This is a genomic window from Nocardia sp. NPDC005998 (assembly GCF_040614395.1).
In the GTDB taxonomy this organism is placed as follows: domain Bacteria; phylum Actinomycetota; class Actinomycetes; order Mycobacteriales; family Mycobacteriaceae; genus Nocardia.
Genome location: NZ_JBEXUI010000001.1, coordinates 270189 through 286667 on the forward strand (window position 1 = coordinate 270189; position 16479 = coordinate 286667).

General features: G+C 65.4%; 16 protein-coding genes. 7 read left to right on the forward strand and 9 right to left on the reverse strand.

What is annotated here, in order from left to right; all coding sequences use genetic code 11:
• Window positions 1-15: 15 nt before the first annotated feature.
• The 3 genes from ABZ293_RS01200 to ABZ293_RS01210 form a co-directional block, all read right to left on the reverse strand.
• The gene (locus ABZ293_RS01200) at window positions 16-2637 is read right to left on the reverse strand and encodes an AAA family ATPase (RefSeq protein ID WP_355176703.1); all 2622 of its coding nucleotides are present in this window, start codon (window positions 2635-2637) and stop codon (window positions 16-18) included.
• A 127-nt stretch (window positions 2638-2764) separates the two neighbouring features.
• Entirely contained in the window at window positions 2765-2977 is a 213-nt protein-coding gene (locus ABZ293_RS01205; protein ID WP_355176704.1) for a hypothetical protein, read from the reverse strand.
• A 454-nt stretch (window positions 2978-3431) separates the two neighbouring features.
• On the reverse strand, window positions 3432-4358 hold the full coding sequence (locus ABZ293_RS01210) for a LysR family transcriptional regulator (RefSeq protein WP_355176705.1): 927 nt from the start codon (window positions 4356-4358) through the stop codon (window positions 3432-3434).
• Window positions 4359-4445: 87 nt separating this feature from the next.
• Here ABZ293_RS01210 and ABZ293_RS01215 point away from each other — a divergent pair, with 87 nt between their 5' ends.
• A complete protein-coding gene (locus tag ABZ293_RS01215) occupies window positions 4446-5780 on the forward strand; it encodes an aspartate aminotransferase family protein (protein ID WP_355176706.1) in 1335 nt (444 codons plus the stop codon).
• Window positions 5781-5787: 7 nt separating this feature from the next.
• Here ABZ293_RS01215 and ABZ293_RS01220 read toward each other — a convergent pair whose 3' ends face one another.
• The gene (locus tag ABZ293_RS01220; protein ID WP_355176707.1) at window positions 5788-6129 is read right to left on the reverse strand and encodes a hypothetical protein; all 342 of its coding nucleotides are present in this window, start codon (window positions 6127-6129) and stop codon (window positions 5788-5790) included.
• A gap of 89 nt (window positions 6130-6218) precedes the next feature.
• Between ABZ293_RS01220 and ABZ293_RS01225 the strand changes: the two genes are divergently transcribed.
• The gene (locus ABZ293_RS01225) at window positions 6219-6383 is read left to right on the forward strand and encodes a hypothetical protein (RefSeq protein ID WP_354951459.1); all 165 of its coding nucleotides are present in this window, start codon (window positions 6219-6221) and stop codon (window positions 6381-6383) included.
• 14 nt (window positions 6384-6397) lie between these two features.
• Here the strand turns inward: ABZ293_RS01225 and ABZ293_RS01230 are convergent, their stop codons facing one another.
• Window positions 6398-7117 (reverse strand): DsbA family oxidoreductase, encoded by a 720-nt coding sequence (locus ABZ293_RS01230; RefSeq protein ID WP_355176708.1) that lies wholly within the window; start codon window positions 7115-7117, stop codon window positions 6398-6400.
• Between the two features lie 254 nt (window positions 7118-7371).
• On the opposite strand from ABZ293_RS01230, the gene ABZ293_RS01235 reads away from it, so the two are divergent.
• Window positions 7372-8088, forward strand: a complete 717-nt coding sequence (locus tag ABZ293_RS01235; RefSeq protein WP_355176709.1) for a hypothetical protein — start codon at window positions 7372-7374, stop codon at window positions 8086-8088.
• A 9-nt stretch (window positions 8089-8097) separates the two neighbouring features.
• On the opposite strand, the gene ABZ293_RS01240 is transcribed toward ABZ293_RS01235, so the two are convergent.
• On the reverse strand, window positions 8098-9048 hold the full coding sequence (locus ABZ293_RS01240) for an alpha/beta hydrolase (protein ID WP_355176710.1): 951 nt from the start codon (window positions 9046-9048) through the stop codon (window positions 8098-8100).
• Window positions 9049-9097: 49 nt separating this feature from the next.
• Between ABZ293_RS01240 and ABZ293_RS01245 the strand changes: the two genes are divergently transcribed.
• Window positions 9098-9517: a MerR family transcriptional regulator gene (locus ABZ293_RS01245; RefSeq protein WP_355176711.1), complete on the forward strand. Its 420-nt coding sequence runs from the start codon at window positions 9098-9100 to the stop codon at window positions 9515-9517.
• A gap of 201 nt (window positions 9518-9718) precedes the next feature.
• Here the strand turns inward: ABZ293_RS01245 and ABZ293_RS01250 are convergent, their stop codons facing one another.
• Entirely contained in the window at window positions 9719-10051 is a 333-nt protein-coding gene (locus ABZ293_RS01250; RefSeq protein ID WP_355176712.1) for a hypothetical protein, read from the reverse strand.
• Window positions 10052-10458: 407 nt separating this feature from the next.
• On the opposite strand from ABZ293_RS01250, the gene ABZ293_RS01255 reads away from it, so the two are divergent.
• Genes ABZ293_RS01255 through ABZ293_RS01265 form a run of 3 tightly spaced genes read left to right on the forward strand, consistent with a single transcriptional unit; the run spans window position 10459 to window position 13876 of the window.
• A complete protein-coding gene (locus tag ABZ293_RS01255; protein ID WP_355176713.1) occupies window positions 10459-11508 on the forward strand; it encodes a helix-turn-helix transcriptional regulator in 1050 nt (349 codons plus the stop codon).
• Window positions 11505-12953: a pyridoxal phosphate-dependent aminotransferase gene (locus ABZ293_RS01260; RefSeq protein WP_355176714.1), complete on the forward strand. Its 1449-nt coding sequence runs from the start codon at window positions 11505-11507 to the stop codon at window positions 12951-12953. The genes ABZ293_RS01255 and ABZ293_RS01260 overlap by 4 nt, the downstream gene beginning before the upstream one ends.
• Window positions 12950-13876, forward strand: a complete 927-nt coding sequence (locus ABZ293_RS01265) for a hypothetical protein (RefSeq protein WP_355176715.1) — start codon at window positions 12950-12952, stop codon at window positions 13874-13876. The genes ABZ293_RS01260 and ABZ293_RS01265 overlap by 4 nt, the downstream gene beginning before the upstream one ends.
• A 61-nt stretch (window positions 13877-13937) precedes the next feature.
• Here the strand turns inward: ABZ293_RS01265 and ABZ293_RS01270 are convergent, their stop codons facing one another.
• Entirely contained in the window at window positions 13938-15146 is a 1209-nt protein-coding gene (locus tag ABZ293_RS01270) for a permease (protein WP_355176716.1), read from the reverse strand.
• 124 nt (window positions 15147-15270) lie between these two features.
• Complete coding sequence (locus ABZ293_RS01275; RefSeq protein WP_355176717.1) at window positions 15271-16392, reverse strand: metallophosphoesterase; 1122 nt, start codon at window positions 16390-16392, stop codon at window positions 15271-15273.
• Window positions 16393-16479 lie beyond the last annotated feature (87 nt).

Sequence of the window (16479 nt, forward strand, 5' to 3'; positions counted from 1 at the left end):
GGAATGCGCGATCTGTCACCGTGGCCGCGGCGTACGTGATCGTTGCGCGGTCCTACGGGGCCGCCTCGCTGCTTCCTTCCGGACCTCATCGATCTGGTCCCTGGGAACGAATCCGATGATGTCTTCTCGGGAAGTAATTGTCAGTTTCTGAAAGATCGCGGCCATCTGCGCGTCGATGGTCCGGCCGGAATTGCCTCGACGGGCCGCGATCGCGCTGTTCGTCCATCCCGCAGCGGCCAAGGTCGCGACCTGCTCCTCGGCTGCCGACAGCTCGCCCCAGCGTGCTGGGGTGTTCTTCCGGGCGGGATGGTCCATCGCCAGCCTGCCGATGGACAGCGTCCCCAGCGCCAAACGCTGCACCTCGCGCAGGTCGGGACGCAGCAGGGAGCCCTGCCTATAGGCGGCGGCGAATGCATCGGGCGTCAACACGCTGCGGGCGACGTCGATCGCCTTTTTCGTTTCATCGGCGTAGAGCCCCAGATCGCCGAAATAGATACCCGACCCCGCTCGCAGCGTTGTGACCCCGCCGGCGAGTTGAGCGGTTTCGGTGGCCAGTGCCCTGAGTTCGGCCTGGTCGGTGCCGCCGGCCGCGATCGAATTCGTAATGGACTGTGCCAGTGACCATATCCGGATGAACACAGCCAACGCCGCCCCCCAGTGGTCGCTCGCGGCTTCCTGGCGTGCCAGTGTTGCGCGCCCGAGAGCCAATGCCTCGGTGGGATCGCCGTGTTTGGTCAACGCGATCGCCCACGCCATCTCTGCCCAGGTTATCGTCCACCGGTCTCCGGACGCGTTGGCATGATCGAGGCCACGTCGGTTGATCTCCAGGGCCTGCTGAGCCGATCCTACGAAGCTCGCCGCCAATGCCTCGTGCCACTCGCTCCTCGCCTCGCCACCGAGATCGCCCAGGGCATGGAACTTTTCGCGGGCCCGGGCCAATACCGTGATAGCGCTCGGGTCTCGGTGGGCCGCCATCAGTTCCACCCCCCACAAGACTTCGACATGCGCGGGGAGACCGATGTCGGCTTCCGGGGCCTGCCGCCAATTCTGTCGGATCTTCGGGTCATCGATGCAGGCGGCGGCGCACTCCTCGAGCATTCGTTCGGCGTCGTCGTTTCTGCCCTGGAGCAAGGCGAGCCACCCGCTCAGGGCCATGGCCATGATTTGGAGTTCGGTCGGTTCCGGGGTCAGCGTGCGGGTGGCCCGCAGCATGCGTTCGGACCACCGGCGTATTTCTCGGGGTGAACCTTTGTAGATGGGCAGGGCGATCAGACCTGTGCAGATTTCCAAACCGAGTGCCGGCTCGCCGGAGGTGAGGCTGGTCTCGATCGCGGTCACAATGTTGTCCCACGCCGCGCGTGCCCAGGCCAGCAGATCCCGCTCCGCGGGACTGAACCAATTGAGTTGCGCCGCAACGACTTTGTTCCGATAGTAGCGGAGATGTCGCTGTGCGAGCCGCGCCGGTTCGTCCACCTCGTCGGTCGAGCGTTCTTCCAGCCGCTGCTGGGCGAATACTCGAATGCTTTCCAGCAGTGAGTACCGGACCGCGGTCGGCGTGATGTGCCGGGTTACCAGCGACTGGTCGGCGAGACTCTCGAGCAAGCCCTCGACCTCCTCGGTTGCCACGCTCACTGTGGTCTCGCCGTTTCCACGGTCGTGTCCGGGTGCCGGGTCGTCGGCGCAGACCACTTCGATGGCTTCCAGGTCGGCACCGACATCCCGGGCCGAGATGATGTCGTCCTCGGGGTTGGTGTCGTAACCCGCCGCGAAGACCGACATTCGGTCCAGCAGCAGCCGCTTCTTGTCCTGGGCCAGGTCGTAGGACCAGGCGATGACATCACGAACCCCCTGATGCCGCGCCTCGGCCCCCATCCGAGGCCCATGCGCCCACCGCATCCGTCTGTCGGTCGCCTCACCGCTCAGTTCGGAAAGGACGACAGCCAACGGCCGCCGTGACAGCTGCGCCGCCGCCAACCGGATATACAGCGGATGGTTGTGCACATGACGACAAATCAGGCCGGCCGCAGCAAGCTGATCGGCGTCGGTGTCGATGATCGGATGATCGGTGAGTACGGCGCGCTGCCGGAACAGCGCCAGAGCTTGCTGTTGTGTCAGCGGGGGGACCACGACGAGATGTTCGTCGACCCACCCGATCGCCTCGCGGCTGGTCGCCAGGACGGTCAATCCCGGAACCGCCTCCAGCAACTCCGTGATCAACTGCCCGGCGCCCGCGAGGACGTGCTCGCAATTGTCCATCACCAGCACCGTCTGCAGATTTCGTCCCACCGCGTCGGTCCTGGTCAACGTGTCGATCAGCGCATCCCACCCAGATCGTCCGGAGAAGTCGGCACCGACCACCGATTGCGCGGCCTCGTCCAGGACCGCGGCCGCATCCGAGTTCTTGGCCAGCCGCGCCAACCGCACCCAATACACCGGCGTGGGCCCGGCCTTGCCGAATCGGCGCAGGACCTCGGTCGCGAGTCGTGTTTTCCCGATTCCGCCCGAGCCGATCAACGTGACCAGCCGAGCCGAACCCAGCAGCAAGCTGCTGATCTTGCCCAGCTCCGGATCACGACCAACGAAATCACCCGTTGCCGCCACCAGATCCTCGGCGTGTTCTCGGCGCGTCGCCGACATAATGCCGAGCGTAGTCGCCCGAACACGCAGCTGGTCGCCCGATCACCGCAGATAGCCGCGGAGCTGGGCATCAGCGATCAGGCTGGCACACCGCTCGATGATCGGGCTCGGGGGTGTTGCTGATGGTTCACGCCCATAGTCTGCGACACGGCAAGGGCGGCCAACTGTCGCTGAGGTTGGAGTCGATCGTGACGGTCGCCCCCACCTTGTGCGCGGCAGCGGCGAACCGGTCGGCCACCGCACGGATGTCCTGGAAGTCCAACTCCAACGCCGGACACACGAACCGAACCCGAATGTGGCACAGGTCCCACTGCCAGGAGCCCATCCCGTTCATCGACATGTCATTTCCAGTCGCGTCCGCTGGCCGGGCAGCCCGACCCGAGTCGGCGCGGATCGGACATCTCGTACTCGGTGGCCGGCCACTACCCCGAGCACGTGTCATGGTGATGGTCACTGTCTTGGCGTCGATCCTTCCGGCCATGAAACCCACAACCTGTTGATAAGCAATGCTCGGCGATTAGGCGCGGCGCCACGCATCAGCAGATACCTACGGATCTACCTATAGCGGCTACCTAGACAGGAGGCGGGAGACGCTCGGCCCGCAATAAGCGCATTCGATCGTCGAACTTCGCAATGTCCGGCGTGCGATCGCGATGCTCGAACGAGGACTCGGCGACTATCCCCGAGACGCGGGTCAGCACGGGAGCCGATCAGTACTCCCGGACGCATCGGGTTTCATCCGGCCCCTGCGATCAGCGCCTGCCGCACGGGACGGGGTATGTGAGCGTTATCTCTCAGGCGTTTTCAATATGGCTGCCGAGTCGCGGGTCGACGATCAGCAGGTCGCGGCATCGGCGTAGGGCGTCCAGGACGAGGTGTACGGCGGCGCGTGGGGGTGCGCCGCGGCGGATGACGGCGGTGATCGTGCGGGTTACGGGGGTGGCGAGCTCCCGGGTGGTGACGCGATAGCGTGGGTCGACGGCCAGGCCGGGCAGTAGGGCGATCGAGAGTCCGGCTTCGACATGTTGCAGCGTCATCATGTAGTTGCTGAAGCGGCAGACCACGCGCGGTTCGAAACCGGATTCGCGGCAGAGCCGCGTCGCCAGATTCGCCATATAGGACTTCGGCATATCGAAGGCCCACGGCTCGTCGGCGTAGGCGGCGAGGTCGGCGGGTCCGCGGGCGGACCGGCCGGGTGGCAGCACGAGCACGATCGGGTCGGTGGCCAGCGGCACGATATCGACATCCGCGCCGAGCGGATGTTCGACGAAATCGGTTGTCGTAATGATGATGTCGGCATCACCGACCCGCAGCGCGGGCATGCTCGCGTGCGGTTCCAGCTCGACCAGTTCGATATCGAGGTGCGGATGCGTATGTGCCAGCTGCGTCACCGCGGGCACACACAGCGAGTGGATGGCGCTCTGGAACGCGCCGAGCCGGACCTGTCCGACCGGTTCGTCACCGAGGCTGCGCAGTTCGGCCTCGACGCCGTCCATTTGATCGAGGATCGCCCTGGCGCGGCGGGCCAGCATCAGCCCGGCGGGGGTGAGCCGGACCCGGCGGCCCGTGCGTTCCAGCAGCCGGGTCTTGGTTTCGGCCTCGAGCACGGCGAGTTGCTGCGACACGCTGGACGCGCTGAGGTTGGCCGCCTGCGCGACCGCGCGGACGGTGCCGAGGGAGTCGAGTTGGCTGAGCAGCCGCAGCCGCCAGGGGTTCAGCATGCCTTCATTGTTGTTCGGCTCTGCCGAACAGCACAGCCGGAATTGTGAGATGGACGTGATGCTCGGACCCGCCTTACCGTCGCAGATATGGCTGCTCCCACCTCCGCATCACTGTCCACCGTCGACTTCTGGGCCGACGCCGACCGGCATCTCGTGCGCTACGCGGGTGCGGGCGAGTTCACCCGCGAGATCATCGCCCGCGCCGAGGGCAGCTTCCTTTACACCGAAAGTGGCAGGGAGATACTGGATTTCACCTCGGGTCAGATGAGTGCGATTCTCGGACACGGACATCCGGATATCGTCGCCACCGTGCGCCGCCAGATCGGTGAGCTGGACCATCTGTTCAGCGGCATGCTGAGCCGCCCGGTCGTCGACCTCGCCCGCCGCCTGGCCGAGACCCTGCCCGAACCGCTCGCGAAGGTGCTGCTGCTGACCACCGGGGCCGAGTCGAATGAGGCCGCGATCCGAATGGCCAAGCTGGTCACCGGAAAACACGAAATCGTCTCGTTCGCCCGCTCCTGGCACGGTATGACGCAGGCCGCCGCGAGTGCCACCTACAGTGCGGGCCGCAAGGGCTATGGCCCCGCCGCGCCGGGCAATTTCGCCATCCCGGTACCCAATTCCTATCGCCCCGACTTCACCACCGCCGATGGCGAACTCGACTGGCGTCGCCAACTCGATTTCGCCTTCGACCTGATCGATGCCCAGTCGGTCGGCAGCCTGGCCGCTTGCCTGGTCGAGCCGATCCTCAGCTCCGGCGGTGTCGTCGAACCGCCGCCCGGCTACTTCGCCGCGCTGCGGGACAAGTGTCGCGAACGCGGCATGCTGCTCATCCTCGATGAGGCACAGACCGGCCTGTGCCGTACCGGATCCTGGTACGCCTTCGAGCGCGACGGCGTCGTGCCCGACATCCTCACCCTGTCCAAGACGCTCGGCGCCGGGCTGCCGCTCGCGGCGGTGATCACCAGCGCCGAGATCGAGCAGCGGGCACATGAGCGTGGCTTCCTGTTCTTCACCACCCACGTATCGGACCCGCTGGTCGCCGCGGTCGGCAATACGGTGCTGGATGTGCTCATTCGTGACGATCTCGCCGAGCGTGCCGCCGCGCTCGGCGCCTACCTGCGCGGTGGTCTCGAGCGCATCGGCGAGCGGCACAGCGTCGTCGGCGATATCAGGGGCCGTGGTCTACTCGTCGGACTGGAACTCGTTCTCGATCGCGAAACCAAGGAGGGCTCCGATGAACTCGGCGCGCTCGTCACCCGCCGCTGCCTGGAACTCGGCCTGCATATGAATATCGTCCAGCTCCCCGGCATGGGCGGCGTCTTTCGCATCGCCCCGCCGCTGACCGCCACCGAAGACGAACTCGCCCTCGGACTGTCCATCCTGGACGCGGCGATCGGCGACGTCGTCGCGCGGGGCTGATGCCGGATCAGCTGCCGTTGGCGCCGGTGGTGAGCCGGACCACGACCTTGTCGCTGGTGACCTCCGGCACCGTCACGCTGAGACCGTCGGCGGGTTGGGTCTGCCCGGCCGGGATGCTGACCTCCTGGCCGCCCACCTTCAGCGTGACCGTATTGCCGTTCACCGCAACGAGTTCGGCATCGATGCCGAGCACATTGGCCTTGGCATTGACGCCGCGGGTGAAGGTGACCGTGCAACCGCTGACCTCGCACTCGGACTTATAGCCGGGCCCCGAGGATGAGCACGCCGTCGCGGCGAGCGGTGTGAGCAGGGCGAACGCGGACAGGGCGAGCATCCGTTGCACAGGCATGCGGCCCAGTGTAGGGGCCGTCACATCGGCCGCACCTCGCTCGCGGTCCGTGGGATGGCGCGAATCATGGCGCGGACTATCGTGGAGACGTGGGCGTTATCGGTGAACTGTTCCCGGGGCAGAAGCTGACCGACGAGGGGAGCGAGGACAGCGATGGTCAGACGCACCGGCCACGCGTCGAGATCGATCTCGACGCGGGTGTCGTGCGCCTCGGGCCCATCGCGCCCTCGACCACGGACGAACCGAGTGAATAGCGCTGTCCCGCAGCTCAATTGCGTGCAGGCAGCGCACATCCGTCCGGACCACAGACCTCGGCCCCGCCGATCGTCGCGATAACGGGTTCGCGATCCGCCCAGGCCTTCTCCAGAACTTGGGCGAACACCTCGGACGGCTGGGCACCCGAGACGCCGTATTTGCGATCGAAGACGAAGAACGGAACGCCGGTCGCCCCGAGTTGGGCGGCCTCTCGCTCGTCGGCGCGCACCGCATCGGCGTAGGCATTTGGATCGGCGAGCACGGCACGCACCGCCGACTCGTCGAATCCGGCCGCGACGGCGATCCGCACCAGACGCTCGTGATCGGCGAACAGTGACTGCTCTTCGGCGAAATTCGCACGGTAGAGGGCATCGAGCAGGTCGTCCTGCCTGCCCTCGGCCAGCGCGAAGTGCAGTAGCCGGTGCATATCGAAGGAGTTGCCGTAGTCGCGACCTTCGGTCAGATAGGGCAGTCCGATTTCGGCGGCTTGCGCGCCGATGCCGAGCTCATTGGCCGCCGCCTGCGCCTCGCTGATGCCGTATTTGCGGGCTATCTTCGCGATGACCGGACCGGATTCATCGGTGGGCAGGGTCGGATCCAATTCGAACGAGCGGTGCACCACCTCGACCTCGGAGCGGTGCGGGAAATCGGTCAAAGCCTGCTCGAACCGCTGCTTGCCCAGGTAGCAGAATGGGCAGTTGATATCGGTCCAGATCTCGACCCGCACGGTCATCCTCGCTCTCGTTCGAACCCCCGGGTTTGGCAACACCTCGGCTATTGCATCTGTTCCCAGTCAGCGGGTCATCGGCGCCCAACGATCGCATCGATGACTCCGGTGCCGTAGTCGAACGGCGGCGTCACCACCGACCGAGGTTCCCACTGGAGGTGAGTTCGCGCCGAGTCCCAACGATCTTCGACACCTAAGCTGAGCTCATGGAGCAGCCGAACTCCTCCAGAGCCATCGCATCTCGACGCGCAGCCGCTCTGATGAGACCGACGCAAGGCCGCGCCGCGGAGCTGATCGAGCTCCGGGCGCAGCTCGGACCGCTTCGATGTTATTGGGGCCACATAGTCGCCGCGATCGGCAGCACGGCGACCCTCATCCTGCTGTTCCAGTCGTGGATCACCGCACAGGGGCCCGACGGCACGGTCGCCGCCAATGCCTTCGGCCGACTCGAAATAACCAGCAACTACCTGAACATCTGGTCGCAAGCGAAGCCCAAAACCCCGCCGCTCACCGGTCTCTGGGCCATCCTCGCCGGCGCCGCCATCATCATCGCGCTCTGCGCCATCGTGCTGAACATCCGCCTTCGCAACGAGATTCTCGCCCGCCTGACCACGTTTTCACTGGCGTGTGCCGCACTTTTCGTGATCCTCTGTTTGATCTATCTCAATGGCAAAGGCGCCGAACTCAAGGCCATGACCGGTCGGACCTATGACCTGGGCGGCAGTGTCGGACAGATATTGAACTGGGCTACCGGCAGAGGCAAACTCGTCGTCCCGGGCACCGGTACCTCCAACTACACATCCGCCGGACTCACGCACTGGGGATATCTCGCGGTAGTGACCTCGCTCGTTTCGACCATGGCGGCCGTCGCCCAATGGCTGCTCGTGCGTCGCGCGGCCGACAATCCGGTCCGTCTGTCGTTGCGTATGCCCATTGTCATTTCGCGGGCACCATCGGACCGTGACATCACCACGTGACGCAATTCGCTACCGGGTGAATGCCTTCCGCAGCGCCGCCGCGGCATCGAGTCGTGCTCGCTTGCTGGCGTCGAAGGGGTGCCGGACGAATTCGTGGATCATCCCCGGATAGCGGGTGACGGTGACCGCGACCCCGGCCTCGTCGAGCTGCTGACCGTACTGTTCGCCCTCATCGCGCAGCGCGTCGTATTCGGCGGTCATGATGAGCGCCGCGGGGAGGTCGGCCAGGTCGGTGGCCAGCAGCGGGGAGACCTTCGGGTCGAGTTTCTCCGCATCGCTGTTGAGGTAGCTGTCCATGAACCAGAACTGGGCATCGCGACTGATATTGCCGTACTTGCCCGCGTACTCGCGGATGCTGAAATTCGTTCTGCGGAAATCGAGATCGGGATAGATCAGCAGTTGGAAGACCAGTGCCGGACCGCTGTCGCGTGCCATGCGTGCGACGACGGCCGCCAGATTTCCCCCGGCGCTATCGCCGCCGACGGCGATCCGGGTGGCATCGACGCCGATGCTGGCCGCATGTTCGGCGACCCACTGGGTCGCGCCGAAGCAGGCGTCGGGTGCCGCGGGAAACTTGTGTTCCGGCGCTCGCGGATAGTCGACGGAGACCACGACGCATTGGGCGCCATTGGCCAGACTGCGGCACAGGCCGTCATGGGTGTCCAGATCGCCGAGCATGAAGCCGCCGCCGTGGAAGAACACCAATGCCGGGAAGGGGCCCTCGCCGTTCGGGGTGTAGATGCGGATCGGTATCGGTCCGTTCACGCTCGGGATCGTCCGGTCCTCGACCTGGGCAATGGGCTCCGGTTCGCCGAGTAGGGCGATCTGGCGCCGCCACCCTTCGCGCGCCTGCTCCGGGGTGAAGGTGTGCACCGAGCCGAAATCGGCGCGGGCGAGTCGGTCCAAGTAGGCCTGAACCTGGGGGTCCAAGGCGATCTGGGCTTCTTTTGTTTCGCTCATGCGCCTATCGTCTGACTTGAAGTCCGCTTCAAGTCAAGGAGTAGCTGTGATGGAGCTCGATATCGGGGAAGTGGCCGTGCGGTCCGGGCTGGCGGCGTCGGCGCTGCGGTACTACGAGAAGCGCGGTCTCATCGAATCCGCGGGCCGAAACGGTTTGCGGCGCACCTACCGTCCTGAGGTGCTCGACCGGTTGGCGCTCGTATCCTGTGCTCGCGCAGCGGGTTTCACGCTCGCGCAGATCGCACGATTTCTCGTTGCCACGCCCGCGGACACCGAGCTGCGCGGCTATATGGCCGCGAAGGCCATGGAACTGGATGCCGATATCGCCCGCCTCACCCGCATGCGCGACAGCCTCCGCCATGCCGCCACCTGCACGCATCGACCGTTGGTCGAGTGCCCCGACTTCAAGCAGACCTTCGGCGACACCCGATCCGAACCGGCCCTGGCCAGCCGCGGGGGCGGGTCGTAACCGATACGCCGAGCGCGCGTATGTGCGGCGATACGATGTCGCCGACGATCCGCCTTTCGCGCGAGCCGCGCGAAAGCCATATTCCACCAAGCACTTTCGGCATTCTCGTTGGTGAGAACAGGGTCCGGCGAGTGGTACTCGCCGGACCCTGTTTCGGCGCGACGTCAGGTGGCGCCGACCCCTCCGCGGCGCCAACCGCCGTTACGCGGCCGGTGTGGTCGGTACCGCGATGCGGCAGTTGGCTCCGGACTGGCGCCGGTCGCGTTCGAGGATGCGAGCGTGCAGCAGGACGACCGCCTGGGCCAGTTCGAGGCCGAGATCGGCGGCGCGCATGGCCGCGATTTCCATGGCCGGCAGGTAATCCTCGGGATCCGGATCGCTCAGGGTCTCGTCGAGCACCATGCCGGTGATGGCCTGCTCACGGGTGAGCAGTCGGCCCGGCAGCCAGCTGAGGATCCAGCCGTCGCCCGTGTAGCGGGCGGTCTCGGGGGTGATGTCACTGGTGATCAACCAGTCGGTCGGTTCGAGCGTCATGACCCCTCCCTTGGTCGATCGAAACCACCTGTCCCGGAAGAGGTTCCGAATCAGATGTGGCGCTGACAACAATGCTATGGATCGCCACTTCGGGATGTCAACTAAGCATAGATGCTATCCAATGATATCTTTCAATCAATATTGCTTAGATTCAAGCAGATTGGGTGAAATGTGTCCGAGTTATGTTCTTTGAGAGCGAGGTTGAGTGACGTAATGCCATTGCGGATGAAATTGCACCGACGATACTGAGGCTGCCATGCGCAATATCCGTCCGTGCGTACGGTTTCCAGCGATCGCTCAGGAAACATCCATTGTTCGAATCGGCGTCCGGCTTCGTAACGTGACTATGATGACGACGGATGACACATCGTGGGCATTAGGATCCGAGCGCAGGATGGAGGCGCGACATGGCTGGCTCAGGGCCGGACGGTGAGCAGGTAGGGGATCTGGTCCGTCGGCTCCGCACCGAACGCGGGTTCACCCAGGCCGCGCTCGCGGCCAAGGCGGGTTGTTCGCGCAGCCTGATCCAGCAGATCGAGAACGGAACTCGCGTGCCGCCGCTACCGCTGCGTGAACGTCTGAGCCTCGCGCTCGGCCAGGAATTGCCGACCACCGACGGTGTCACCGATGATCTGGCCGGCGGCGCGTACCACGATCTGCGCATGCGATTCAATGTCCTACTCGGCAAGGACCCTGAACTGGTCGAGCGGGCAATCGGCATCGCGGGCAGCCTGATCGATGCGACAGGTGCGCGGGAGGAGATCGAACCGCTGCGCATGATCGCGGATCGGCAGTTGGAGCGGGCCGAGGAGATCCTGGCCCAGATCCCCTCGCGCAGCGCGACGGTGTGGGAATGGAATACCGTGAGCGACTGGTTGATGATCCTCGAACAGGCCAAACAGTCCGTTCGTGCGATCCACACCGCCGACCTGGGCACCATCGGCGGCGATGTCGGCGATGACTATCACGCCGCGATCCTGCGGCTGGCCGACAACACCCATCCGCCCCGAATCGATGTGAGACGCATGTATGTCCTCGACACGATCGATGACGTATGGCCCTATGACGACAAACTATGGAAGCAGGCGCGTTCGGGAGTGGAGAGCGTGCTGGTCAAGCGCGAGCATGCGCGCAATGCGCAGAGCATGCTGGTAGTGGACGAAAAGTATGTCGCCGTAGGTGAATACGACTATTCCCGGCAGGCCCGCGTCGCAACCCGGTTCTCGGCCTTGAAGCACGATGTCGCGTTCGCGGTGCGCCGGTTCGAGCGCCTCTACGAACTCAAGGTCGCCGGTTCGGGCATCGTCGTCAACGACATTGTCGCCGCACCGGCGCTGGCCGCCTTCGAACGCCTGACCGATGGCGACTGCCGCAGGCTGTTTCGTGCGGCGCTGGAGCAGAGTTGGCGCGAGATGGTCGCGCCGGGGGAGTCGCCCGTCGAAGGTGAGGTGCCGTGACTCGGCTGGCTGCCATCGATGGGCTGCCATGGCAGCACCCGGCGCCGAGTCTCGCCGCTCGCACCAACCGCTCGGAGGTGCGTAAGCGGGAAGTGCGTCGACACCTGGGCGCACGGCCACAGTTCGCGGGTGCGGGCGACCGGATGTATTCGGATGTCATCGACGCCTATCACGGTGAGACCGGTCTCGCGCTGGCCGAAAACGCCGTCACTGCATTGGATCTGGCTTGGCGCGAGCTGCTGCACACGCAGCCGCCGGATGAGTACACCGACGGCACGCTGTATCACAAGCGGCAGCCGCTGGTACTGCGAGAGTTGGCGGCGCACAAGCTGTTCGGGCGGTTGTCGGAGCCGGTCGACGGTGTGCCCGGAGTGCGGGTATCGCCCGAGGAGGTCATTGTCTGCGCATACTCGAGCACCATGCTGCTCGAGGAGGCGGTCGCGACCCTGGCCCGTCCCGGTGGTGTCATTGTGTATCCGGAAGGCCTGTACAAGAGTTCGGGCATCCACGTGGAGAAGTACGGTCTGCGGATGCAGGCCTGTCCGGTCGCACCGGATGACTCCTTCAAGATCGACCCCGAGCTGCTGGCAGCTTGCCTCGACTACTTCGCCGAGCGCGGCGAGCTGTGCGGGGTGCTGCTCACTCTGCCCGGAAATCCGGTATTCACCGAGTATTCGGCCGAGGAACTGCTGGCGATCGGCCGAGTGCTGCTGGCGCACGGAGTGCCGGTGATCTGCGATATGGCCTTCGATTGCATGGTGGCGCAGCATATTCCGATCGCCGCGCTCGAGATACCCACCGCCGATGGCGTGCGGCGGCTCTACGACCAAGTGCTGACCATCACCGGGAACTCCAAGGGCTACAACGCTTTCGGTCCGTGCAAATTGGGCGCTGCGTGCTCGGGCAATGCCGAATGGCTTGCCGAGGTTCGGGAGCGGCTCACCATTTCCTTCCAGCGCGAGTCCACGCATCTGGCGCGAGCGATCGTCGAGCACACGCCAGCGGATTATTTCGCGCGCAATCGCGTGCGCATGCTCGAACAACTCGACCGCGCGCACGGCCATATCACGGCCATCAACGCTCGATTCGGTGCGAACGTCTTGCGGCCACTGGGCAGTCGGCAGGGCATGTTCCTGACCGTGGTCTTCGACGACGCGCTGCTCGACCAGGTGTGTGTCGCGACGAGCGCGGAGCTGGAGGATCTGCTGCTCGCCGGTGCCGGGATCGATACCGTCGCACTGGACCGGACCGGATCCGAGCGACTCGGCGTGCGGTTCAACGTGCTGGCGCCGCGCAAGGCGCCGGGCCGCGAGTCGGCCGATCTGGTCGACGAGCTGTTCGACCGGCTAGAGCAGTTGATCCAGGAGATCCGGGAGGGGCTGACCTATCCCAAGGTACTGGCCGAGCGTGGTCTACCGATTCTGGAAGGCACTCCCGCACAATGATTGTCGGAGTGCTGCGGGAGACGGCGGTCGAGGAGCGGCGCGTCGCACTGATCCCCGACGATGTGCGCGGGCTCGCGAGTGTGGATGTCCTTGTCGAGCGCGACGCGGGCCGATCGATCGGGTTCAGTGATGCGGACTACCGCGGGTCCGGCGCGCGGATAGTCGAGCGGGCGGAGGTTTTCGCGCGCTCCGACCTTGTGGTGTGGGTGAAGCCTCCGGCATATCCGCTGGATTCGGTGCGGTCCGGTACCACCCTCATCGGATTCCAGGACCCACTGCATCGTCACGATGTGATCGGTGGACTGCGGGCCCGCGGCATCGAATCCATTGGCTACGAAACCATTCCGCACTCGCGCCCCGAGATCGATGCCCTCTCCGCCATGAGCCGAATAGCCGGTGAGGTCGCCTATGTACAAGGCCGACAGCTGCGCTCGGCTCAGGGGAGCGTGCACGCCCTGATCCTCGGCTGCGGACAGGCCGGACTCGCCGCCATCGCCGTGGCGGCCGCGCACGGCGACGTGCCGACCGCGCTCGGCAACCGCCCCGATCAGGAGTCCGCGGCAATCCGGCACGGTGCCAAGACATTTCTGCCGAATCCGGCCGGGCTGCTCGCACACCTCGCCGCCGAACCACCCGACCTGATCGTCTGTGCTGCCGTACATCGTGGCGCCCGGGGTCCGCTGCTGCTCGATGGCGCGGCTCTCGACATACTGCGCCCCGGCACGGTGATCGTCGATCTCGTCGCCAAATCGGGTGGCAACTGTGTCGCCACCGTGCTGGACCGCACCGTAACCCTGCCCAACGGCGTCATCGTCACGCACCGATCGAATTATCCGACGCTCCGTCCGCTGGAAGCGAGCCTCGCCTACAGCGCGGCCACCGCCGCCCTGCTGAAGACCCGTTTCGTGGGTTGCAAACCTTAGCGCGGCCGAACTCACCACGGAAGCCGCTGTCGCGCGGCTGGTTTCGGTCACCGCGAACGGACTACATTCCGACGTGCGGTGATCCATGGTCATGGTCGTGACCGGTGTGCTCGTGCTGAGTGTGATCGTGCGGGGCGTCGGGTGAACCACCCATCATGCGCAGCATGGGAATTCCGCCGGTGCGTACGAAAATCGTGACCAGCAGTGCGGCGAGGATCAGGAAGGCGATATTGAGCCAGGTGGTGTAATTCCACCTGATTCCTTCCGCCATCACCATGGCATTGCGTTCGGCCGGGATGAGATTTGTTGTGCCGAAGATGATTTCGACCAGAAATCCGGCGCCGACCATGGCGGCGTAGAAGGTACCGAGCAGGGCGAGCATCATCCGGGTGCCGTAGTACTTGCGGTAGATATTCAGGATCGGCAGGATCAGCAGGTCGGCGTAGATGAAGGCGATCACCCCGCCGAAGCTGATGCCGCCGTTCCACAGCACCGCGGCCAGCGGCACATTGCCGATCGAGCAGACGAACGACAGGATTGCCACCAGCGGTCCGACGATCGGTCCCCAGATGGCCGACAGCAGTGGATGATCGGTGAGGAAGAAGTTCTGCCAGAACGTCTCCGGCACCCATGCGCCGATCGCGCCCGCGATGAGCAGGCCGAGCACGAGATCGCGCAGAATCGCGGCCCATTCCATGACGAATACATGTGAGACCGCGGTCAGCCCCGATCGTGACAGCAGCCGGTGGGTGAAGGAGCCTTCGGCCGCTACCGACATATCCATCGCAGCATGGCCTTCCATCGATCCGGCGAGACCGCGGTCGGCTTGCCGCCGGGCCTCGTCGACCAGCTTGGACCGCACGAAGAGCCGGAACAGCACCGCGAGCAGCACGATCATAATGGGACCGCCGACGAATTCGGCCGCGGTGAACTGCCAGCCCATCAGCAGCGCAAGGATGACGCCGAGTTCGATGACGAGATTGGTTGAGCCGATCTCGAAGGCCATCGCCGCGGTGAAATTCGCGCCCTTGCGGAACAGTGAACGCGCCAATGCCACCGCCGCGTACGAGCACGACGAGGAGGCCGCCCCCAGCCCCGCCGCGATGGCGAGGGTGCGCGGCCGATCATCGCCCATCAGCCGCAGGATGGTCGACTTACGCACCACCGCCTGCACCACGGCCGAGAGCGCGAAGCCGAGGATCAACGCCCAGAGGATCTCCCAGGTCATCGACCCGGCCAGCGATAGCGCATGCCCGATAGCGTTCACCACAACCTCGTCTCGGTGGAGATCCGGGCGACCGTTCCGACCGCCCTGCGCGGCAAGCTATACCCCCACCGGGTAATGGTCAAGCCGCCACTCGGGTCGGTGGGCTGCGTCGCGTGCCCGCTTGCGGTCAGGCGCTGCGCAATACCAGGACGGTGATTTCGCCTGGTGCGAAGACGCGCAGCTGTGGACCCCAGAAACCGGTACCGCGGCTGGTGTAGAGCTGGGTGTCGCCATGTCGGGACAGGCCGGCCACGACGGGTTGTTCGAGGCGGACCAGATAGTGGAACGGCCAGATCTGGCCGCCGTGGGTGTGGCCGGAGATCTGCAGCGCGACACCAGCGGCGGCGGCCTGGGCGACCTGCCTGGGTTGGTGGGCCAACAGGACCACCGGTGCGTCCGGATCCGCGCCCGCGAGGGCGGCGGGCAGGTCGGGGCCGTGGCCGGGCAGGCCGACGCCGGTGGGATCGTCGATACCGGCCAGCACCAGCCGGTCATCGCCGCGGGTGATCGTCTCGTGCTGGTTGTGCAGCGGCTGCCAGCCGATCGAGGTCATATGGTCGATCCAGCCGGGTGCGTCGCCGAAGTACTCGTGGTTGCCGGTGATGTAGAAGCGGCCCAGCGGGGCCTCGATCTTGCCGAGCGGGTCGACCTGCGGATGCCGTTTCGCCACCGAACCGTCCGCGAGATCGCCCGCGTGGCAGGCGATATCGGGCTGCTGGGCATTGACGACGTCGACCACCTTCTCCGACCAGCGCAACCGGTCCAGCGCCGCGTAGTGGGTATCGGTGATGACCACCATGCGCAGTCCGTCGAGCGCGGGGCCGAGCCCACGGATCGCGATATCGAGGGTGCGGACCCGGGGCACCCGGCGCGCTTCGATCACACCCCAGACCGTCAGCGCGGCCGCGATCGCCAGTACGCCGATGGCGACAATTCTGGAGCGGGTCGGATCGTCCACCCCGCCGAGCGCCAATCCGAGTCCGACGATATTGCCGATTACCGACCAGCTGAACAGTACCCACATCACGCCGAGCAGCGTGTCGCCGACAATGGACGCCGCATCCGACTGCCTCGGTCCATGGCCGAGAAACATCGAGGCGGGCAAACACGCGAATCCGGCCAGGAAAGCCGCCGAGCCGAACCAGAACAGCGGGCCCTCAGTGGTGGCACCGATCAAGGTCCACCAGGGCAGCAGGAACAGTAAGGCGGGAATCGCCAGAAACAGGGCGATGCGCGGAACGTATTTCACGGAAGATCATTTCTCGCGGGTGCGGTGCGGCGCCCGGTCCCACCACCCGGTGCCATGGGCGCTATCGACGATAACAGCGTTAACGCA